Source organism: Nitrospira calida, assembly GCF_976986435.1.
In genome coordinates this window covers 1,759,508-1,779,846 of record NZ_OZ335950.1, presented here as the reverse complement: position 1 = coordinate 1,779,846, position 20,339 = coordinate 1,759,508, and the positions used below count along the sequence as shown (strand labels likewise).

At 60.7% G+C, this 20,339-nt stretch carries 18 protein-coding genes; 3 read left to right on the top strand and 15 right to left on the bottom strand.

Annotation, left to right across the window (positions count from 1 at the left end; translation table 11 throughout):
* Positions 1-2 precede the first annotated feature (2 nt).
* The 13 genes from fliF to ACWHTU_RS08780 all read right to left on the bottom strand — a co-directional run bounded on the left by fliF (position 3) and on the right by ACWHTU_RS08780 (position 16,029).
* Positions 3-1,577, bottom strand: a complete 1,575-nt coding sequence (gene fliF / locus ACWHTU_RS08840) for a flagellar basal-body MS-ring/collar protein FliF (RefSeq protein WP_447863157.1) — start codon at positions 1,575-1,577, stop codon at positions 3-5.
* 79 nt (positions 1,578-1,656) lie between these two features.
* Positions 1,657-1,965, bottom strand: coding sequence for a flagellar hook-basal body complex protein FliE (gene fliE / locus ACWHTU_RS08835; protein ID WP_447863156.1), 309 nt, complete (start codon positions 1,963-1,965; stop codon positions 1,657-1,659).
* Positions 1,966-1,967: 2 nt separating this feature from the next.
* Positions 1,968-2,417, bottom strand: a complete 450-nt coding sequence (gene flgC, locus ACWHTU_RS08830) for a flagellar basal body rod protein FlgC (protein ID WP_447863155.1) — start codon at positions 2,415-2,417, stop codon at positions 1,968-1,970.
* A gap of 76 nt (positions 2,418-2,493) precedes the next feature.
* Positions 2,494-2,901, bottom strand: a complete 408-nt coding sequence (gene flgB, locus ACWHTU_RS08825; protein ID WP_447863154.1) for a flagellar basal body rod protein FlgB — start codon at positions 2,899-2,901, stop codon at positions 2,494-2,496.
* A 190-nt stretch (positions 2,902-3,091) separates the two neighbouring features.
* A complete protein-coding gene (locus ACWHTU_RS08820) occupies positions 3,092-4,519 on the bottom strand; it encodes a sigma-54-dependent transcriptional regulator (protein ID WP_447863153.1) in 1,428 nt (475 codons plus the stop codon).
* Positions 4,516-5,820, bottom strand: coding sequence for a two-component system sensor histidine kinase NtrB (locus ACWHTU_RS08815; RefSeq protein WP_447863152.1), 1,305 nt, complete (start codon positions 5,818-5,820; stop codon positions 4,516-4,518). Before ACWHTU_RS08815 ends, ACWHTU_RS08820 begins: the two co-directional genes overlap by 4 nt.
* 1 nt (position 5,821) lies before the next feature.
* Complete coding sequence (locus ACWHTU_RS08810; protein ID WP_447863151.1) at positions 5,822-7,984, bottom strand: tetratricopeptide repeat protein; 2,163 nt, start codon at positions 7,982-7,984, stop codon at positions 5,822-5,824.
* 434 nt (positions 7,985-8,418) lie between these two features.
* Positions 8,419-9,828, bottom strand: a complete 1,410-nt coding sequence (locus ACWHTU_RS08805) for a sigma-54-dependent transcriptional regulator (protein ID WP_447863150.1) — start codon at positions 9,826-9,828, stop codon at positions 8,419-8,421.
* Positions 9,829-10,329: 501 nt separating this feature from the next.
* Positions 10,330-11,742, bottom strand: coding sequence for a sigma-54-dependent transcriptional regulator (locus tag ACWHTU_RS08800; RefSeq protein ID WP_447863149.1), 1,413 nt, complete (start codon positions 11,740-11,742; stop codon positions 10,330-10,332).
* Positions 11,743-11,750: 8 nt separating this feature from the next.
* Positions 11,751-12,536: a hypothetical protein gene (locus ACWHTU_RS08795; protein WP_447863148.1), complete on the bottom strand. Its 786-nt coding sequence runs from the start codon at positions 12,534-12,536 to the stop codon at positions 11,751-11,753.
* Positions 12,533-14,008, bottom strand: coding sequence for a sensor histidine kinase (locus tag ACWHTU_RS08790; RefSeq protein WP_447863147.1), 1,476 nt, complete (start codon positions 14,006-14,008; stop codon positions 12,533-12,535). Before ACWHTU_RS08790 ends, ACWHTU_RS08795 begins: the two co-directional genes overlap by 4 nt.
* A 345-nt stretch (positions 14,009-14,353) precedes the next feature.
* On the bottom strand, positions 14,354-15,166 hold the full coding sequence (locus tag ACWHTU_RS08785) for a hypothetical protein (RefSeq protein ID WP_447863146.1): 813 nt from the start codon (positions 15,164-15,166) through the stop codon (positions 14,354-14,356).
* A gap of 23 nt (positions 15,167-15,189) precedes the next feature.
* Positions 15,190-16,029: an SDR family NAD(P)-dependent oxidoreductase gene (locus tag ACWHTU_RS08780; RefSeq protein ID WP_447863145.1), complete on the bottom strand. Its 840-nt coding sequence runs from the start codon at positions 16,027-16,029 to the stop codon at positions 15,190-15,192.
* A 101-nt stretch (positions 16,030-16,130) separates the two neighbouring features.
* Here ACWHTU_RS08780 and ACWHTU_RS08775 point away from each other — a divergent pair, with 101 nt between their 5' ends.
* The 3 genes from ACWHTU_RS08775 to ACWHTU_RS08765 all read left to right on the top strand — a co-directional run bounded on the left by ACWHTU_RS08775 (position 16,131) and on the right by ACWHTU_RS08765 (position 19,619).
* Positions 16,131-16,346, top strand: coding sequence for a hypothetical protein (locus tag ACWHTU_RS08775; RefSeq protein ID WP_447863144.1), 216 nt, complete (start codon positions 16,131-16,133; stop codon positions 16,344-16,346).
* A 124-nt stretch (positions 16,347-16,470) separates the two neighbouring features.
* On the top strand, positions 16,471-19,089 hold the full coding sequence (gene clpB / locus ACWHTU_RS08770) for an ATP-dependent chaperone ClpB (protein WP_447863143.1): 2,619 nt from the start codon (positions 16,471-16,473) through the stop codon (positions 19,087-19,089).
* Between the two features lie 140 nt (positions 19,090-19,229).
* A complete protein-coding gene (locus tag ACWHTU_RS08765; protein WP_447863142.1) occupies positions 19,230-19,619 on the top strand; it encodes an Hsp20/alpha crystallin family protein in 390 nt (129 codons plus the stop codon).
* Positions 19,620-19,671: 52 nt separating this feature from the next.
* On the opposite strand, the gene ACWHTU_RS08760 is transcribed toward ACWHTU_RS08765, so the two are convergent.
* Both ACWHTU_RS08760 and ACWHTU_RS08755 read right to left on the bottom strand, forming a co-directional pair.
* Complete coding sequence (locus ACWHTU_RS08760; protein WP_447863141.1) at positions 19,672-20,073, bottom strand: hypothetical protein; 402 nt, start codon at positions 20,071-20,073, stop codon at positions 19,672-19,674.
* Positions 20,074-20,117: 44 nt separating this feature from the next.
* A complete protein-coding gene (locus ACWHTU_RS08755) occupies positions 20,118-20,333 on the bottom strand; it encodes a hypothetical protein (protein WP_447863140.1) in 216 nt (71 codons plus the stop codon).
* Positions 20,334-20,339: the final 6 nt, after the last annotated feature.

The following is a 20,339-nucleotide window of genomic DNA, read 5'->3' as shown; positions in this document are numbered from 1 at the left end:
TATCAGACGTTGCTCTTCAGCCACTGCCGCACGACGACCGCGGCAGATTCCGGATTGCTTTTCGCCAGTTCCACGACTGTCGTCCGCGGTCTGGTCCCCCCTCCGAGGGCCGTCTCCACGTCCCGCACGGGAGCCGGCAAAGGCGGCGTCTCCGCCAGGTCTTTCGGTCGGATGGTCGCCGCCAGCATGCCCAACAACGGCCGGACGACGAACAGCAGGATCAGCACGAACAGCGCGGCGCCCACCGCATACCGCACGTACGGTGCCCACGCCTTCGCCGGTGAAGCCTCCGCTTCCGCGCCGGTCGGCGTGCCGTCCTCGGCGCCGAACCCGAACTGCACATTGACCACCTGCACCTGATCCTGTCGCTCCGCCGAATAGCCCATCGCTTTCTTGACGATGTCCTCGATCTGCTTCATCTCCGCTTCCGAACGCGGAATGTATTTGCGCACCGGCTCAGCAGCCGGTGTCTCGCCTGCGGCCGGCTTGACGATTTCGTAGGTTCCGTCCACCAGAACCGCGACCGAGAGCTTTTTGATCGTACCGATCGGCTCCACGATCCTGGAGACCGTACGGCTGATTTCGTAATTGATGGTCTCGTTCTTCATTTGGGTGTTGGTGGAACTGGTTTGGGCGGGCTCAGCCTCTGCGCCCGGCGGGACATTGGACTGCACGCCGGGCACGCCCCCTGACACACCATTGATCCCGCTCGTCCGCTCCTGCCCCCGCTGTTCACTCCGCACGACTTGCCCGTTCGGATCGAACCGCTCCTCAGTCGTCTCGATCTTGCGAAAGTCCAGGACACTCGACACGCGGACGACGGCCTTGTTCACGCCGACGATCCGCTCCAGCATCGTCTGAATGCGGGTTTCAATCTCCTTCTCCAGGGTTCGTTGGTACTCCAGTTGCGAACCGGTCAACTGCGCGGACTCCTCCGCGGCCGCCGGGGCGGACAACAGATGGCCGTGACCATCTACGACGGTCACGTCTTTCGTCGCAAGACCCTCCACGCTGCTCGCGACGAGATGAACGATGCCTTGAACCTGCGCTTTGCCCAGAACCTGGCCGTTTCGCAACGCGACGACGACCGACGCACGGGGCCGATCCTGCTCGGTCGCGAACAGCCGTCGTTCGGGTAGCGCCAGGTGCACTCTGGCCCGTTCGACTTCCGGCATTTGCGCGATGGTTCTGGCCAATTCGCCTTGCAACGCACGGCGATAGTTGAGTTTTTGCACAAATTCCGACATGCCCAGCGTGGAACGATCAAAGATCTCGAATCCGATGCCGCCTCCGCGCGGTAGGCCCTGGCCCGCCAACTGGAGACGCAGGTCATGAACCTGGGCGCTGGGGACCAAAATCGTCGTGCCGCCCGCCGTCGTTTCGTAGGGGACCTTCGCATCCTTGAGTTTTTCGACGATCGCGGCGGCGTCATCTGTCGCCAGATTGGAAAACAGCACCTGCATGTCAGGTTGCTGCGTCCAGAGCGCAACGGCGATCAGACCGGCCACGGCAGCAGCGAGGGCCACAAGGATGACCAGTCGCTGACGGATGGAAAAGTCACTCAGTTTCTGAAACATACGACCTCGGCTGAAGGCCTACTGGAGCAGGTGGCTCACCGTTGCGCGAAGGACGATATCTCGCTTCTTGGCAACTCGGTCAGATTTGCATCCGCTGGATCTCCTCATAGGCGGCGATCAGTTTGTTGCGGATCTGCATCATCAATTGAAACGAAAGGTCAGCCTGTTGGAGCGCAACCATTGTCCCATGGACGTTATCCGACTGGCCCGTCATGAGCGCCTCCACCTGACGGTTTGCTTCGATCTGGATGTCGTTGGCTTTGGCGATCGCTTCCTTGAGCGTGGCAAAGAACCCTCCCCCTCCCTGCGCCTGTGAAGGAGCATCCGCCCAAGCCGACTCGGCAATCGGTTGACCGGCGGGTGGTCCGATCCGTACATGGTCCATCATCGTTATTTCCCAATCTCGAGCGCTCGGTTCCACATGGCGCGGGTGGCGTTGATCGCCTGAACGTTGGCCTCGTAAGCTCGAGACGCGCTGATCATGTTCACCATTTCCTCCAGAATGTTGACGTTCGGCAACCTGACGAACCCTTTGGCGTCTGCGTCAGGGTGTCGGGGATCATAAATGGTTTGGCCCGGCTTCGGGTCCTCGACGACTCTCGCCACCTTGACTCCGGCCAGCGCCTGGGTCGCCGATCCCAAGGCCACCTGACGTACGGCGCGGTAAAAGGGACCGCGGAGTGGAATCGCCTGAAACACGACGTCCCGGCGCCGATACGGGCCGCCGTGAACCGTGCTCGTCGAATGTGCGTTGGCCAAATTGCTCGCGATCACATTGAGCCTCCGCCGCTGCGCATCCAGCGCGGAGACCGACACCGCAATGCTGTCAGTCAGTTCCATCGCCACCTCCTTACGCGTCGTTCGCATTGAAGATTTCGTCTCGAGGCGCATCGATGACGCACGGCTCCTCGACGCGTCACTTCGCCTCTCGGATCGCGTTCATCAATTGGCGAAACCGTTGCGCCATGATGACCGCCGCCGTGTGGTACCGCATGGCATTGTCGGACAGCTTCGCCATCTCCAGGTCGAGGTTGACGGAGTTGGCGTCCAAAGGAAGATCCCCCGCAGGCATCTCCGCCACTTTTCCCATCACCAGCGACACGCCTTCGCCCCGCAGTCCGATGTGCCGGCCGTGGGTGGCCGCCAGCGCAATGGGCGGTCGCCCGCCTGCCGCGGCCGCTAAGGCGTCGCGGAAATACAGCTCCTTGGCGCGATAGCCAGGAGTTTCTTCATTCGCAATATTGGACGCGATGACCCGCTGGCGCGCCGCGCCAAGATCCAGCGTTCGCTCGATCAGCCTCATGGTTTTGTCAAAGATGGTCATGATCGCGATCCTCCCCTCGCCGGCAAGCGGTGCAAGCCTGATACCGGAACACGAACCCGCCTCGATCGCTTCCTACGGCTTCCTGGGGTGGGCCGATGGCGCCACAGCATCGACCGGCGACCGGACGATTTTTCCGGGCGCAAGCGAAAAGTTTGCCTCCCGGACAAAGAGGCCTTCGTCCGGTCGTCAATCAACTCGACTCATCGACGGTCAGCCCCTCAAGCTGCCGGTATTCGCGCAGTTTGTTCCTCAAAGTTCTGACGCTGATCCCGAGTTCTTTCGCCGCGTGGGTCCGGTTACCCTTGACCCGGGCCAGGGTTTTGCAAATTAATTCCCGCTCCATCTCCCACAGACTGCCTCGCCACTCCGATGAGAGGAAAGCCGCGCCGGCACGTGTTCCGATTTCGCGCGGAGGACACTCTGCCTCCCCAGGCAAGTGCTCGGGACCAATGGCGCCGTTGACGGCCAGCAGGACCGCCCGTTCCATCACGTTTTCCAGCTCCCGGACATTTCCCTTCCAAGGCAGCCGCTTGAGGACTTCCAACGCGGATTGAGAGAGTGCCGGCGGCTCCACGCCGTTTCTTTTCGCCGCCGCCTTGACGAAATGATGAGCCAACAATGGAATGTCACTTGGCCGCTCACGCAAGGGAGGGACGGTGATCGGGAACACGTTGAGCCGATAAAACAGATCCTCGCGGAATCGCCCTTGCTCGACTTCCCGATATAGCGACCGATTGGTCGTCGCGATGACGCGAATGTTGATCGGGATCGGATCCCTTCCACCGACACGATCGACTTCACGCTCCTGCAACACGCGGAGCAGCTTGGCTTGTAGCCCGAGAGGCATCTCGCTGATCTCGTCCAACAACAGCGTGCCGGTATGCGCCATCTCAAATTTGCCCAGTTTGCGGACCAGCGCTCCGGTGAAAGCGCCCCGCTCATGCCCGAACAGCTCGCTCTCCAACAACCCATCGGGCAGTGCCGCACAATTCACGGCGACGAACGGCCGGTGGGCCCGCGGGCTCCGGCTGTGGATAAACCGCGCCAACAATTCTTTTCCTGTTCCGCTTTCGCCGGAAATGAGGATCGTGGTCTGGCTGGCGGCTACTCCCTCCACCGTGCTCAACAGCCGAATCATGCCCGGGTCTTCGGTCAGGATTGGTCGGATCTCCGGCGATGCGAATTCGGCGGCTCCCTCTGCCTCCGCAGCCCTCAGATTGGCGATGATGCGTTCCAAGAGGTCCGCCGAAAACGGCTTCATAATGTAATCGCTGGCGCCGTATTTCATGGCTTCCACGGCGGTTTCCACCGTTCCGTACGCCGTCATGAGGACGACTTTGGTCGGCGGCAAATGTTTTTTCAGCTCTTGCACCAATTCGATCCCGCTGAGGCACGGCATCCGAAGATCCGTCAACACCAGCCACGGCCGGCTTTTCAGCGCGCGATCGAGCGCCTCCCGACCATTGCTCGCCACAACCACCTGATAACCGAGACGGCGCACGGTTTCTGAGAGCGCGGCCCGCATGCCAGGCTCATCGTCCACGATCGCGACCGTTTTGCTTTCCACCGACCGCTCAGCGGGCGAACCCGCTAAAGCCGTTCCGTTCGTGCCGCTCATAGTCGAGGATCCCCCCTTTCACATGCCCGTTCCGGCGGCCCAGGTTGGGGATGGCCTTCGGCGTCCGGCCGGCCCGCTTCGCCGAGTCCCATTTTTCCGTCATCCGCCGGCCGGGTCGGCAAGATCAGGATAAAGGTCGTGCCGCGACCGATGGCGCTCTCCACATCGATTCGTCCTCGGTGGGCTTCCACAATCGCGTGGACGATCGCCAACCCGAGCCCCGTTCCTTCTTCCTTCGTCGTGAAAAACGGATCGAAAATGCGCGACCGATGCTCTGGAGCGATCCCACCGCCCGTATCTGAGATCGTAATGCGGACACCAGAAACGCTCGCGAGGCGTTCCCGATCCCGATGGACGGCCACGGTGAGCATTCCTCCGTCCGGCATGGCCTGGATCGCATTGAGAATTAAGTTCAACAACGCTTGCTTCACCTGCAGGGCATCGCACCACAGTCTCGGAACTTGGGAATCAAAATAGGTGCGGGTCACAATGCCGGGTCTCTCGGTCGCATGGGCCGCGAGGGCCAGCGCATCGCGCACCAATCGTTCGGCGCTGTGCCATTGGGCCCGCGGGGGGTGCGGCCGCACATAGAGCAACAAGTTCGTCAGCAGCCGGTCCATCGCCTGGACCGCCGCTGAAATGTGGTCAGCATACGCCTGCAACTCCCGGGCGCCGTCGAGTCCTCGGCGCAACATCGAGGCAAACAGCTCGATGCTGCCGAGCGGATTGCGGATTTCATGCGCAATACGGCCGACCATCTCTCCCATGGCGGCAAGCCGATCGCGGCGTTGCACTTGCTCCTCCAGCCGCCGAATCCCGGTGATATCGTGTAACAACACCAGACTGCCGATGGACTCACCGGCCTGATTGAACAGACCCGTCCGCGTGATGGTGAGCACCGCACCGCTGCGCGCCTCGACGGGATAGTGGTCGACGTCCAGCCCGACTCGGGACAAAAAGCGCTGCAACGCCTCACCGGTCATAGCATCGCGCGATGCTCCCGCGAGGCGCTCTGCCGCGTGATTGCATCGGGTAATGATGCCGGCACGATCCGCCACGATGACCCCCGTCGACAACGACTCCAGGATGGCCGACAGATGCTCACGCATTTCCTCGTTCTCACGCAGGTTCCGGCGCAACGACTCGTTGCGCTCAGCCAATTCCAAGTCCAAGCGCTCCAGGCGGGCCGTCAGGGCGCGATAGGACTCCTGCAAGGTTGCGGCCGCCGCGTCAAAACTTTTGAAGGCATCCTGAAGCAGCTCTCGCTCCTCGATGGCGGAACCTTGCCCTGTTGCGGTCACGTCACCCTCCTTTCAGCTCTGGCTCGGGCGGAAGATGTCGCCGGAGGGCCGTCGAAACCCGACGGATCAGCGGATCCCCCGATTCCCCCGCCTTTTCGAGCAGCGCTCCCGCTTCCCTGTAGCGCCCCTGCGTGAAGGCGATGCGGCCCAGCTGCCACCATGCCCATTGTGCTTGATCGGGTCCGGGCTCAGCCGCCAGTGCCTGGCGGTACACCGCAGCGGCACGGTCGTACCGTCGGTCGTGATCCAGCACGGCCCCGAATCGCAGCAGGGCGCTAGCGCTCCGTAGCGCTCCGGCTCGCCAGGCCTCGTCGTAGAACGGAATCGCCTCGTCCGCCTTTCCTTCATCCGCCAGCGCGGTCGCCAACAGGGCGAGCATATGCGGCCGATCGGGATGACGCGTGTGCCGCTTTAACCATTCGCGGCACAGGTGGATGACGCTGTCACGATCCCCTTGCCGGAGCATGGCCCGTGTCAGCAGAAACAGCGCCTCTTGGCTGTATTGACCGAGAGGAAATTGAAAGCGGTACCTCGCAAACACTTTTCGGGCCGCGGATGGATCCTCTTGCGCGAGATAACTTTTCCCCAGTCCCATGAGCGCTTCTTCCTGAAGCGGCTTGGCGCTCGGCTCTTGGATGATGGCATGGTAGAGACGCGCGGCTTCAGCGTTGAAGCCGAGCCGCCGGTGGGCGTGCGCGATGCGCAGCAGCTCGTGCCCCCGATACACGCGATCGGCCAGCGTCCCATGTCGGTGGAATAAGGTCACGGCGGTCAGATCGTCTCCGGCTTTGAGGGCCGCCTCGATCCACGGACCCAGGATCGCCGAGATCCGCACCGCTGCGGCCTCTGGCCAGGGATCGTGCTCGATCCGTCCGGCATGCTCCACCACCTTCTGATACTCGGAAACCGCCGCAGGCCACTCATGAGCCAATTCGAAATGTTGCCCCAGTCGAAACTGCGCCTCGCTGGCAAGCACGTTGTCCCGAGGCCTGGCAATAATCTCGCGCAGGATCCAACGTTGTTCCTCCGGATCCAAATACGGACCGGGCATCCTCTGCATTGACGCTTCGACCAGCAGGCGCAGCGGCTGATCGCCGATGCCGACGGATAGAGCTTGCCCCAACTCGACCAACCGCATTTTCGCCACCTGTTCGCTGGATGTTCCGGGATGTGCGGTCAAGACCCAGGCATAGAACATCTCCGCATGACGGCGGAGCCCGGATTGAAGGAACAAGTCGCCGATCCTGACGAGAGCGGACGGAGCTTCACGATGCCTCGGATAGAGGTTATAAAATTCCGCGAGGACGTTCCGGGCTGTCTGGTGCTGACCGGTGGCCGACAACGTGGCCGCAAACCGGAGCAAGGATTCGGGGTCGCGTTTGATGAACGCAGGCCATCGTCGGTGGCACTCGTCGAACAACAGCTGCGCTTCAGGGAGGCGGTTCTGCTGATGGAATGTCGTGGCCAGCGCCAACGTGGCCCGCATAAGCACGCCTTCGTCCGTGGTTTGTCGCCGGAGAGTCTGGAAGGTCCGTTCCGCCTCTGCCCATCTTCCCAGCGCGATGAAGGTGACGCCCAATCCGAGCAGTGCTCTGTCCATATCGAAGGAGGACCGCGCGCGTGTGAACGCGCGCTCGTAGGCCGCTTGCGCCTCGTCATACCAACCCTGGTCGAAATAGAGATCGCCGATCCGCCATTCCGCCCGCGCGGCATTCGCAGAGCCGGCCTCATCTCGGGCTACCGCGCGGTAGATGGCAATGGCTTCGGACCGGCTGTGACTTGATTGCCCTCCCAAAACGATCGCGTCGGCCAGAAAGGCCAGGACGGCGGGCACCATCGGGCTGTTCGGGTTCTCTTTGAGGAACGCGTTGAACTGCTCGGCCGCGACAGCATAGTCTTGTCGCTGAAACGCCTGAATTCCTCGCTGAAACACAATGGTTGCCGGTCCCTCCCCAACGTTCGCGTGGCGAGGCCCGTCGTCCGGAAGGGGAAGCAATGCCTCAACAACATGGGGCGGCGCGCCTTTGGTATGCTCTCCGGCCTGGTCAACGGCGCCCGGCCGTTCGTTCGCGTGAACCTGGGTCAACACAGCCAGAAGCAGCGCAGCGGGCAAGACCCCGATACGTAAGCCCGTGGATGCAGGATGGAAGCGTTCGTTGTCCACGCAGAAGAGCCGAGCAAGTTTTGTGCCCCTGGCACTATTCGCGCCGCGAGCCGAAACGCTGAAGTTGCCGCTTGATTGTTCGTGAGGCGATTATCAGAACGCCAATGGAGAGGAGACAAAGCTGGGAGAAAGGTCAAAGGATTGACGCAGATGGGCGATGAAGCGTCACGGGCCTGGCAGTGTTGCTCCTGCTTTCTAGAGAAGCTTTGCCTCCAACTGAAGAATCACAGAGAACGCCCGTGAGCGCAAAACCCGCTTCCTGCAGGGTGCCGTGGGTCCAGCACATGGATCCGAAGTTGACCGAGCCGCGCACCGCCCGCGTTGCGCCAGGGGTTCGATGGTGTGGATCAGGCGTTTGCCTAGGTGGTCACGCAGGCAGCATTGGTCGCCCGATACGCTCGACTCGTTCGTTACAACGGGAAGGGAACAAGAGGCTAGTTCGGCATGGAACAGCTCAGCGCTTTTGCATCGAGGCCCTTCCGCTTCAGTTTTTCGACCAGTGTCGTCCGATTCACCTGTAAGAGCTGGGCAGCCCTGCTGGTGATCCCTTTGGCCTGTCGCAGCGCCTCCGAGATCAGCCGGTTCTCATACTGTTCGAGTTCTCTGACCAGATTGATCCCTTGTTCGCTGAAGTGGACCACGTTCTCCCTTTTCGCGGTCGCGGGGGACTGCGGCGCGACCTTGTTCGGCAGGTCGGCTACGGAAATCATTCCCGCCCTCTTCAGCACCACGAGGCGCTCCATCATGTTCTCCAATTCGCGGATGTTGCCGGGCCAGTCGTAAGCGGTCAGCGCGCGCATCGCGTCTGCATCCACCCCTTCGACGGTGGTGTGCTTCGTTCGATTGAACCTGGCGATAAAGTGCTCCACCAGCAGCGGAATGTCGCTCCGTCGCTCGCGCAGAGGAGGAATGTGGATGGGAATCACGTTCAGACGGTAGTACAAGTCGTGCCGGAATCGCTTCTCCCGCACGGCCTGTTCCAGGTCCTGGTTGGTGGCGGCGATGATGCGGACGTCGACCGTAATGGTTTTGGTCCCGCCGATACGCTCGAAACTTCGTTCCTGCAAAACGCGCAACAACTTAACCTGGAGCGGAAGAGGCATTTCCGCCACCTCGTCCAGAAAAATCGTCCCGCCGTGCGCCAACTCGAACCGGCCCACCCGCGTGTGGGAAGCCCCGGTAAAGGCCCCCTTTTCATGGCCGAACAATTCCGATTCCAACAGATTCTCGGGGATAGCGCCGCAGTTCACCGGAACCAGCGGGCGGTCGCAACGGGAACTGGTGAAATGCAGCATCCGCGCGATGAGTTCCTTGCCCGTCCCGCTTTCCCCCTGGATCAGCACGGTGCTGTCGCTATCGGCAACCTTCCCGACGAAATCCAGGACACGGCGCATGGCGTCGCTGTCGCCGACCAGGTGTTCAAGGCGGTAGTGCTCTCGCACGGCCTTGTGCAATTGTCGGTTCTCTTGACGCAACCGGTGAACCTCGACCGCTTTTGTGATCACCGCGACAGCGGTCTCCGCCGAAAACGGTTTCGTCAGGAAATCGAAGGCTCCGGCTTTCATGGCCTTCACGGCAGAATCGATGGTGCCATACCCCGTTACCATGATCGCCACGGTCGTGGGGTTGATCCGCAAGATCTCTTGTAGCACCGCGAATCCATCCAACGCAGGCAACTGCAGGTCGATGACCGCAATATCAATGGGCGCGCTCTTGACGGTTTGAATCGCCGTTGGACCGTCCTCAACGCAGATCACGTGATGGCCTTCGGCCGTCAGGATTTCACGCAACACCTCCCGAACAACGGGTTCATCGTCGACCACAAGGACACGGGCTCGATCCATATGACGTTTTCCTCCAGTCGCTTGATTGCCAAGATCGCAGGAGACCAGTTCTCCCTATGCCGCTTGCTCATCCCGCGCCGGAATCGCAAGAATCAGCGCGGGACAGCTCCGCAATTCTAAAGGCGACCGAATGTGGTGGCAACTTTTTCGATGTTTTTACGCAACGGGTCTTCGCGGTTCGTATGGCTTGCCGGCAAGTCACCTCATCTTTATGAGGCCATGTCGATGCGCCGTCCCGCCCAGCCGCTAGTCCATTTTCGCACCCGATCGGCAGCGCGCTCCTTGACCACCACGCAACCAGTGTTTTATCGCTCTGCGAACCCGCGCGGAGAAACGCCGCGGCGCTCTCTTCGCGTTTGGCCGGCGCTCTTTGCGTTGGTCGCGGCGGCGATAGACCTCTTCAGGAATCTTCTCGGCTTGATCCGACCGCAAGGAAGGCTTACGAAAACGGCAAGACGTCAATCCGTCGGATGGCGATGCCGATTGGGCGGGGTAAATTGACTACGCCTGGGTGAGATTGCTCTCCTCTTCCGTATCTTCCAGTTCCACTTCGGGTTTGCTCTTGGTATTGGCCGGGTGGAGGCCGTATTTTTTGAGCATCTTGTAAAAATCGGCGCGATATCGGCCGGCGAACTGGGCGGCGCGGGAAATGTTTCCTCCGGTCAACTGGAGCACGCTCTTCAGGTAATTTCGCTCGAACTCTTCCTTGGCTTCGGTGAGCGGCTTCAACGGCATCTCCCCCGTGACGCTCACGGACGGAAGCAAATCCGGGGTGATCATGTCCTGTTGAGACATGACCACCGCTTTCTCGATCGCGTTCTCCAACTCGCGTACGTTTCCCGGCCAGGGATACAACATCAGTTTCTGCATGGCGGCCGGTGTGAATCCGCGGATATCTTTGTTCATCCGTTGCGTGCTCTGCTTCAGGAAATGCTGCGCCAAGAGCGGAATGTCGTCGCGCCGCTCGCGCAGCGGCGGAATTGTGAGCGGGACGACCTGAATTCGATAATACAAATCGTTCCGGAACGTCCCCGCTTTCACCGCCTCCGCGAGGTCTTTGTTCGTCGCCGCGATGATCCTCACATCGACTTTGGTCGAGTAGTCGGCCCCGACCTCCTTCACCTCCCGCTCCTGCACCGCGCGCAGCAGCTTGACCTGCATGGACAGCGGCATCTCGCCGATTTCGTCGAGAAACAGCGTGCCGCCGTTCGCGCTCTGAAACAGCCCGCGCTTGGGTCCGTGCGCGTTGGTGAAGGCGCCGCGAACGTGCCCGAACAACTCGCTTTCGAACAGGGTTTCGGGAATGGCCGCGCAGTTGAGAGCGACGAACGGTCCGCGGGCGCGCCGGCTGTTCGCATGGATCACTCGAGCCAGCACTTCCTTGCCCGTCCCTGTCTCGCCGAAGAGACAAATCGTCGCGTCCGAATCCGCCACTTGCGCGGCCTGCTGAAGAAGCCGCTGCATGGAGGCGCTCCGCGCCACCACGTTCTCAAGGCCGTAGAGTTCCTTGACCAGCGACTTGAGCCGCTGGATCTCCCGGCTCATGCGTTGCTGCGACAGCGCTTTGTCGATGGTCGCCCGCAGATCCCTGTCGTCGAACGGCTTGGTGAGATATCCGCATGCGCCGCGCTGCATGGCTTCGACGGCGTTCGGAATGCTGCCGTGTGCCGTCAGAATCAACACCGGCAGGCCCGGATGAATGCGAAGCAGTTCCTCCGCCACATCGAGGCCGTCCTCGCCTCTCAGACGCAGGTCGGTGATGGCCAAATCATAGACGTCTTTGCGCGCGGCGGCGACGGCTTCCTGGCCGGTGGTGCAGGGCGTCACTTGGAAGCCCATCGCGGATAGCCGCATTTTCAAGAGATGCAGCAACCCTTCATCGTCGTCGATGACAAGAATCCGTTCATGTTCCATACGCTCTCCTATGGACGAGTGTCGGTCCCCGGCGCCGGCAGGACGGTCGTCGGAGGTCTGATCGGCCTGGTTTTTTCCCGCATCTCCTGGTCGATGCGTTTGAGCGCCTCGAGTTGATTGGTCAGTTCCTCGATTTTCTTGTCCCGATCGTTGATCTGGCGCTGAAGCGCTTGCAGGGTCAGGGCATCCGCGCCCCCGAGTTTCGGGGATTCGCGCTTCGTGATTAACGCCTCCATCTTACGGTCGCGCTCGCTCAACTCCCGTTGGAGCGATTCCACAGACGAGGTGTCCGCCTCCTTCATCGCCAAAAGCTGTTGGATCGCCACCTCCCGCTCCAACAAATCCCGCACCAGGCGCTCGGCCGTCTGGGCTAGTGCCGCGTTGTGGTCCACCAGAGCCGGGGCGGTCAACACCGACTTGACCCAGGACCGGTCGACTGGATTCGGGATCTCCTGAAGGAGTCGGATCCAGAGCGCGCTGGACGCCGCTAGACGGCTTTTGGGAGCCACCGCGATGACCTTGTGAAAGTACTTCGCCGCGAGCTCTCGGCTTTCAAACAGCGCCACCAACGCCCGTGTGAAGTACACGTGATCGCACGCGTTATGGTCCATGCACTTGTTGGCCAGCGCCTCCTGCTTTCGCGCGACGGCCTGCAGCATCTTCGCGTCGGTCTGGTCGACCGTGAAGAACGGTGCTGAGGGTGAGGGCGAGTCGGCAAGGGTGGCGCAGCCCCACAGCCCCATCGCCAGCAAGACGGCACCGATCCCCTCCAGAGATTGAGCGCATTTCTTCATGTCGCTCCTCCGGGTTTGGTGAGGCGCAGCGTGAACCGCACCGTCGTCCCTTTGCCTACTTCGCTTTCAATCCAAATGCGCCCGCCGTGGGCCTCGACCACTTTCTTCGCCAACGCCAGACCCAGTCCGCTGCCAGCCGAGACGTGCTTGCCTTTCAACCGTCCCTGGTAGAAGCGCTCGAAGATATGGGGAAGATCTTCGGCTGCGATCCCCGGCCCGCCGTCCGCAACCGTCACCAGCAGCACACCGGTGTTGGGGTCGGGCTCCATCAGCAGCTTGACGACGCCGCCTTCCGGGCTGAACTTCAACGCGTTGGACAACAGATTATCGAGCACCTGCTCGATCCTCGCGAAATCCGCCTTGACCCACACTCGATCGGAGGGGACTTCCATGAGCAATTGAACATGCTTCGCATCAGCCAACAGCCGGACCTTGTTGATGGAAATCTCAGCCACACGCTTCAAATCGGTCGGGACGATGCGGTACTCCATCATCCCGGCCTCCATTTTGGACAAATCCAAAATGGTCGAGATCAGATGAATGAGGCGGCGGCTGCTGTCCGCCATGATGCGAAGGGTCGTGCGTTGCTCTTGCGTCAATGGCCCGGGAATTTCGTCCAAGAGCAGTTGCGTGCCTTCTTGAATCGATGCCATGGGTGTTCGCAATTCGTGGGACACATGGGCCAGGAATTCGGATTTCATATCGTCCAACTGCTGAAGTTTCTTCCCCACCCAATTGACCGTATCGACCAGTTCCCGCAGATCGCTCGGTGCGACGATCTGCAACGGCGTGCCGAAATTCCCCTGTCCGATTTCCTTGATATGGCTCTGAAGACGCCGGAGCGGGCGCAAGATGCTGTAGCTGGCGACACCGGCCAATCCGAGACCGAACAGCAACGCCACCAGGGCGAGTTGCTCGGTCACCGTCTCCGCGCGCGCCGAACTGGCCCGCGATTGACTGACGCCGACGCTGATCCGCGCTTCGTGCAAGCCGATATAGCCTTGCAGGGTCGAGGTTATCCGGTCGGTCAAGGCATCGCGCCGATTTTCGTACGCCGCCAGGACGTCTTTGGAAGCGTTCGCGGCGTGTTCCGCCTCCGACGCGAACAGAGCCAGCCGCTCTTTGTGAAGGCGTTCCGTATCCTTCAAGAGTTGCTGCCCTTGCGAGGACGTTTCTTGGGCCAGTAGGGTTCGGAGCAGCCGCGAAAACTCTTCGGCCTCTTCGTGAAAGTTGTGAAGAAACGTGGCGTCGCGGACGGCGAAATATTTCTTCTCGCTTTGAATCTGACTGTAGAGCGAGGTGAGCAACCGTTTGGCGGTTTCAATCGCCGGATAGTGCAGAGACACCATTTCCGTGCTTAAGACGGTCAACTGCCGCAGCTGAAGCAGGGCATAGAGGCTCACTCCCACCATCACGGCGATGATGACCATAGACGTGAGAACCAATCGCCAGAAAATCGAAAGACCGGCCATTGATCGTCTCTTGAGGCTCACGGTCGCGATAGCACAAGCACCTTCAGGGATGTAGGCGAATCCATACATGAATTTTTATTGAATAACAATAACTTTTACTTTTTCCGCCCACACTCAATCGATCATCCATGTTCTGGATGCGGAACCCTACACGGGTGCACAAACGCAAGACCGGTGGAAATAAGAACGAATAGCCTTGAGAAACAAGGAGTTAGCCGGGAGAACGCGGCGAGATCCCCCTCGTGTTGACCGTGAATGGCAGGAGCAAAAACGTTGCCTGTCGCTCACTGGATTCTGATGGCGAATTCCCGCAGATACGGATGAAAGACGAAAAAATTGGATCGCCTAGGCGGAGCCGAACCGACGCCGAAAGAGACGTTGCCTCCGCGACGAACCGTACAGGGAGGCGAAAAGGTGGCCGCGGAAGAACATGATGCCGACCGCCAGCGGTGGAGTCATGGTCAAAACCACTAACGTGCTGGCGCCTTCGGGGAGACCAAGATACGCCAGCCAGGCCGTCAAAAGGCTAAACGGCAGAGCCAGCATCTGAAACAAATCCAGTCCCGCTCCCCTCCCCAACACGCTCGACAGGCTGAAGAAGAAGGACAAGCCTAGCGGCGCCAGTACGATCGCCAGGGGCAAAAACCACTCGATCCAGTTTTCAATGATGAACTCATAGCTCGTTTTGAGCACCTCCAAGGGGGACCCGTGCCTGACCTGATAAATCACCTCGGGCGTGGGGTTTAGCAGAATGAACAACAAGAGAAACACGGCGGTGGCTAGAAAGGCCCCGTTGGGGTTGGCCGCGAGCCCTTTGTCCAGCAACATGATCGGGACCCACAGCACAAACCCGACGCTGATGACATCCCAAAAATACTGTCCGACACTCTCCCAAATATCCTGGAACCCAAGTCGCCGCGTGCTCAGGACCGCCTGTTCGATCAGACGCAGCATCGCCCCAATCAGCAACGCATTCACCGCGCCCAACACGAATCCTCCCACCATTCCCAACGGCGCCGCCAACTTGGTCGCGAACAGCATCACCGCGGCAAAGGCCACCATCGCCGGGACAGCAACCCATCCCCTGGCAAACGACACAAGCATCCCCCGCAAGGCATCCTTGTAGAGACCAAGCGTTTCGAAAAGCAATTCCGACATCGGCACGCCCCGCAATCGTCTGGTTAGACAGGCGGCTTCATCCAACGACCCGCGCCTCGGATCACCAGCCGCTGTGGCACGCAACGACTCACCATCGCCAGCAGCGTTCCGCTCACGCCCACGGTGACCAGCGAGGGTCCCTGCTTCAGCGCCGAGAGCGACGCCCGGACGACTTGCTCCGGCCGTTGGGAACCGAAGGGGTTTCGAGGCCGGAAGCCTGCGGTGCGATGGAACTCCGTGTCGGTCGATCCGGGGCAGCAGACCTGCACGCGCACGCCGGACCGGCGGACTTCTTCGTCCAGCGCCTGGGAAAAGTTGATCAGAAACGCCTTGGTCGCAGCGTATTCGGCCATATACGGCACGGCGAACAATCCAGCGAGGGAGGCGACGTTCACGATGGAGCCGGCCTTTCGCGCCACCATGTCGGGCAGGAACAACCGCACGCTTTCGACCACCGTGTTAACATGCAACCGGAGCATCTGTTGGATGCGTGCCATCGGCATGCCGGCGAATTCCCCGAACAGCCCGAACCCGGCGTTGTTGACAAGCAGATCAGGAATGGATCGGCATTGACGCGCCGCGGCATACAATCGATGCGCGGCCTCCGGTTCGCTGAGATCAATGAGCTCGCAACGTACCGACACGGCAAAGGCGCGAAGTTCGCCGACGACGCGCTCCAGCGCCTCCCGATCGCGCGCGACCAGAAGCAAGTCGTATCCTCGCGACGCCAGCGCCCGGGCATAGGCCGCGCCGATCCCGCGCGACGCACCAGTCACCACCGCAAACGGCGAACCGCCGTGCGTCCGAGTGCATCTGTCCTCGACCATAAGCGGACAATAGTCTGGAAGATCGGCGTCGGTCAAGTCGGCCTCCAGGCCCTCGACGAAAACGGTAGGAACGGGTACAGTGTGCCGCAGCGACCCTTGGGGTAGGGTCTTTCACCATCGCGACGGGAGAGCACGCCATGATCGATCCGGCTTTCGCGGGACATGCGGGCGAAACAGGAGTCGGGCTGCCGATGCCGCACGACATAATGAGCGGTCTGGCCCTGGTGGCTGGTCTGGCCTTGCTTTCGCTGATCCTTCTTTCGCTCACCGCCTGGAAGGTGCGCCGGATCGAACGGCGGCTTCAGCATCTCGAAGAACAGCTTTCGCAAATCGGGGACAAGCTGCCGCGCTAGTCCGGCGCGCGGCCCCGTGTGAAGTCCGACGCGTTGCGTATTGACTTGTCCCGCAGCGTGATTACTGCATGGCTATAACCACAACCACAAGATATCGGCGGTTCGCCCGCCAAGGAGCATTTCGATGGATCTAAATCGCATGACCATCAAATTGCAGGACGCGTTGCAAGCCGCCTCCGGCCATGCCATGCGGCGAAGCCATCAAGGCGTCGATGTGGAACACGTGCTGCTGGCGTTGCTGGAGCAAGAAGGCGGCATCGCGGGCGCACTGCTGGAGCACGCCGGGGTTTCTCTCGCGGCGGTGAAAAGCGCCGTCGAACAGGCACTCTCGAAGATCCCGCAAGTCCAGGGACCGGGAGCGGGACCGGGCCAGATCCACCTCACCGCCCGATTGAGCCAGGTCCTGACGCGCGCCGAAGAGGAAAGAAAGACGCTCCGAGATGATTACCTCAGCGTGGAGCACGTGCTTCTCGCGATGGTCGAGGAAGGCGGCGTGCTGCGACGGTTGGGCCTGACGCGCGACCGGCTTCTGCCCGCGCTTCAAAAAGTCAGAGGTACCCAGCGCGTCACCAGTCAGGACCCGGAAGGCACCTACCAAGCCCTCGAGAAATACGGACGCGACCTGACTCGGCTGGCCAGCCAAGGGAAGCTCGACCCGGTGATCGGCCGGGACGACGAGATCCGCCGCGTGATCCAGATCCTTTCCCGTCGTACCAAGAACAATCCGGTGCTGATTGGCGAGCCGGGGGTCGGCAAAACAGCGATCGTGGAAGGCTTGGCGCAGCGGATCGTGAAGGGGGACGTGCCCGAAGGGCTCAAGCATAAGCGACTGATTGTTCTGGACATGGGCGCCTTGGTGGCCGGCGCGAAATTCCGCGGCGAATTCGAGGAACGGCTGAAGGCAGTGCTGAAGGAAATCCAGGCGGCTCAGGGCCAGATCCTGCTGTTCATCGACGAACTCCACACCGTCGTGGGCGCTGGGGCCGCCGAAGGCGCGATGGACGCGGCGAACCTCTTGAAGCCTATGCTGGCACGCGGCGAACTCCACTTGATCGGCGCGACCACACTGGACGAATACCGCAAGCACATCGAGAAGGATGCGGCGCTGGAGCGGCGGTTCCAAACGGTGCTGGTCGATCAACCGACTGTCGAGGACACCATCTCCATTCTCCGCGGACTCAAGGAACGGTACGAAGTCCACCATGGGGTACGGATCAAAGACGCGGCGTTGGTCGCCGCGGCCAAATTGTCGCACCGCTATATTGCCGACCGGTTTCTCCCCGACAAAGCCATCGACCTGGTGGACGAAGCGGCGGCGCGGCTCCGGACGGAGATCGACAGTCTGCCGGCCGAACTCGATGAAGTCTCCCGCAAAGTCATGCAACTGGAGATCGAACGGGAAGCCCTCCGCAAAGAGCAGGACCCCGGCAGCAAAGCCCGCCTCGACGCGTTGGAGAAAGAACTGGCGGAATTGAACCGCGATCTGCAGGCGCTGAAGGCGCGATGGGAATCCGAAAAAGCCTCCGTGGCACGGTTGCGCAAGATTCGCCAGCAGATCGAAGAGGTCAAGCAGCAGATCGAACGGGCGGAACGGGCCTACGATCTGAATCGGGTCGCCGAATTGCGGTACGGCGAACTGCCTCGGTTGGAGCGGGAATTGGCGCTGGAAGAGCAAGGCTTGATCAAGAAACAGGGCGAAAGCCGCCTGCTGAAGGAAGAGGTTGACGAGGACGATATCGCCGAGGTCGTCAGCCGGTGGACCGGCATTCCCGTCAGTCGGTTGATGGAAGGCGAGATGGACAAGCTTCTGAAGCTGGAGGAGCTTCTGCATCGGCGCGTCGTGGGGCAGGACGAGGCCGTTCGCGCGGTAGCCGACGCAGTTTTGCGGGCACGATCAGGGATCAAGGATCCCAACCGCCCGATCGGGTCGTTCCTATTTCTCGGTCCGACTGGTGTCGGGAAAACCGAACTAGCCCGCGCCCTGGCAGCGATCCTGTTCGACGATGAGGCCAACCTCATCCGCATCGATATGTCGGAGTACATGGAGAAACACACGGTCGCGCGCCTGATCGGCGCGCCCCCCGGCTACGTCGGTTATGAAGAGGGCGGTCAACTGACGGAGGCTGTCCGGCGGCGACCGTTCTCCGTGATCCTGTTCGACGAGATCGAAAAAGCGCATTACGATGTCTTCAACATCCTCTTACAGGTGCTGGACGACGGGCGGTTGACCGATTCGCAGGGGCGGACCGTGGATTTCAAAAACACGGTGCTGATCATGACCTCGAATCTTGGCAGTCACCATATCCTCGAATCCCAACAGGCCGGAGGGTCTTATGAACAGATGCGCGCGCTGGTGACGGCCGAGTTGCGCCGCCACTTCCGGCCGGAATTCTTGAACCGCGTGGACGAGATCGTCGTGTTCCATCCGTTGACGGAGGAGCACTTGGTCAAGATCGTGGATATTCAATTGAGCCGGTTGCGCGAGCGATTGGCCGAGCGGCGGATCTCGCTCGTCCTCACGCCGGCCGCTCAGGCGAGTCTTGCCACACGGGGATACGATCCGGTGTATGGCGCCCGGCCGCTGAAACGCCTCATCCAGCAGGAACTTGAGACTCCGTTGGCTAGGCAACTGGTCAAGGGGGAGTTGCGGGACGGGGATACGGCCACCGTCGATCTCAAGGACGGGCAAATTGTCATCATCCCCACCCTCGAGGCGAGCCCGGCCGATGCCCCACGATCATAAGGCTAGAGCTTTCCTTGCCTTTTGCGGAAGGCTCGAGGAGAGAACAAGGCTCAGTCGGCGATGAAGGGGCTTACTTTCGTCAGCGCCCGCGTTAGCTATTTAAGTAACAGGACGGTTTAAGCCCATCGTTTACAGCCTACGTGCTCTTCGATGTCGATCGGTTCCTGGATGACGTGCTCCTCTCTCCGGCGGACAAGCCAGTTTGGGTTCCGGCCTGCAATGCTTATGAGGACGAGCAGGGATTTTGGATCCAGGCCGCCTTGCCCGGAATGGATCGCCGGGACATTCACCTCGTGATGAAGGACGGGGTCCTGACCATCAAGGGCGTGTGGAAACAGGAAGAGAGCAACCTGAAACGGATCTATGTGACCCGTGAGTTCCGGAGCGGGGTCTTTTCACGCGCATTTCGCATCCCGACGAGCGTGGACGCCGAAAAAATTTCCGCTACCTACAAGAACGGGATCTTGACCATCATACTGCCTAAGCGGGAGGAAACGAAACCACGTCGGATTCCCATCGACCATGCGTAAGGTTGCATCATCTTCGGGGAAGCAGGCTTTCGTGCCGCTTTTCCCGCGTTCTTCATCCGATCACCACAGCCCCGCCCTTCATATCGTTGTCCCCTCCGCTCATCCGAAGCTTGTCGATTTTCCATTCCGTCGGCGACACGACCAGCGTATGGCCTTTGATCGTACGGAACTCCCCCTGCGTGAAGGCCACGACGCCTTCCTTTTTGACCTCCATCTTCAGCACCACTTTTCCAGTCTCCCGGTGCTTGAGCAGTAGGCTGGTCGGCGTCTTTGACAGGTCGTAGGCGCGCTTTTCGTTGAACGCCACGATACTGTCCACGATCTTCACGGCCATGCGACTGTTTTCATCGAACATCGCGAAGCTGACGAGCAATGGACCGCCCGGCTGAGACAACGAAATGGTCATCTGCGGGACACCCTCGATTTCGATCGTGCCGTTGGTATTACGATACATGTTTGATCCGATTTCAATATCCATGCATTCCTCTCGGTTGTGGGCTACGGTTTTTTGATCCTGTCCAAAATCAGGGCGATACATCCTCCCAGCAAACCGCCGCCGATAATGGCGGTGAGCAACTCCACCAACTTCACTTCCCACAACGATCCTTGGGCCTGCATGACCTCGCGGATGCCGCCTTGCAACATGATGACCGCCAACGCCATTGTAGCGCCGATCAAGAACCACCAACCGAAGACCCTGAATGAATGCCACATGGCGCC

Bases quoted from the DNA above. Each gene is read 5' to 3' on its own strand.
- fliF (WP_447863157.1), bottom strand. From the start codon at position 1,577: ATGTTTCAGAAACTGAGTGACTTTTCCATCCGTCAGCGACTGGTCATC.
- fliE (WP_447863156.1), bottom strand. From the start codon at position 1,965: ATGATGGACCATGTACGGATCGGACCACCCGCCGGTCAACCGATTGCC.
- flgC (WP_447863155.1), bottom strand. From the start codon at position 2,417: ATGGAACTGACTGACAGCATTGCGGTGTCGGTCTCCGCGCTGGATGCG.
- flgB (WP_447863154.1), bottom strand. From the start codon at position 2,901: ATGACCATCTTTGACAAAACCATGAGGCTGATCGAGCGAACGCTGGAT.
- ACWHTU_RS08820 (WP_447863153.1), bottom strand. From the start codon at position 4,519: ATGAGCGGCACGAACGGAACGGCTTTAGCGGGTTCGCCCGCTGAGCGG.
- ACWHTU_RS08805 (WP_447863150.1), bottom strand. From the start codon at position 9,828: ATGGATCGAGCCCGTGTCCTTGTGGTCGACGATGAACCCGTTGTTCGG.
- ACWHTU_RS08800 (WP_447863149.1), bottom strand. From the start codon at position 11,742: ATGGAACATGAACGGATTCTTGTCATCGACGACGATGAAGGGTTGCTG.
- ACWHTU_RS08795 (WP_447863148.1), bottom strand. From the start codon at position 12,536: ATGAAGAAATGCGCTCAATCTCTGGAGGGGATCGGTGCCGTCTTGCTG.
- ACWHTU_RS08790 (WP_447863147.1), bottom strand. From the start codon at position 14,008: ATGGCCGGTCTTTCGATTTTCTGGCGATTGGTTCTCACGTCTATGGTC.
- ACWHTU_RS08785 (WP_447863146.1), bottom strand. From the start codon at position 15,166: ATGTCGGAATTGCTTTTCGAAACGCTTGGTCTCTACAAGGATGCCTTG.
- ACWHTU_RS08775 (WP_447863144.1), top strand. From the start codon at position 16,131: ATGATCGATCCGGCTTTCGCGGGACATGCGGGCGAAACAGGAGTCGGG.
- clpB (WP_447863143.1), top strand. From the start codon at position 16,471: ATGGATCTAAATCGCATGACCATCAAATTGCAGGACGCGTTGCAAGCC.
- ACWHTU_RS08760 (WP_447863141.1), bottom strand. From the start codon at position 20,073: ATGTATCGTAATACCAACGGCACGATCGAAATCGAGGGTGTCCCGCAG.
- ACWHTU_RS08755 (WP_447863140.1), bottom strand. From the start codon at position 20,333: ATGTGGCATTCATTCAGGGTCTTCGGTTGGTGGTTCTTGATCGGCGCT.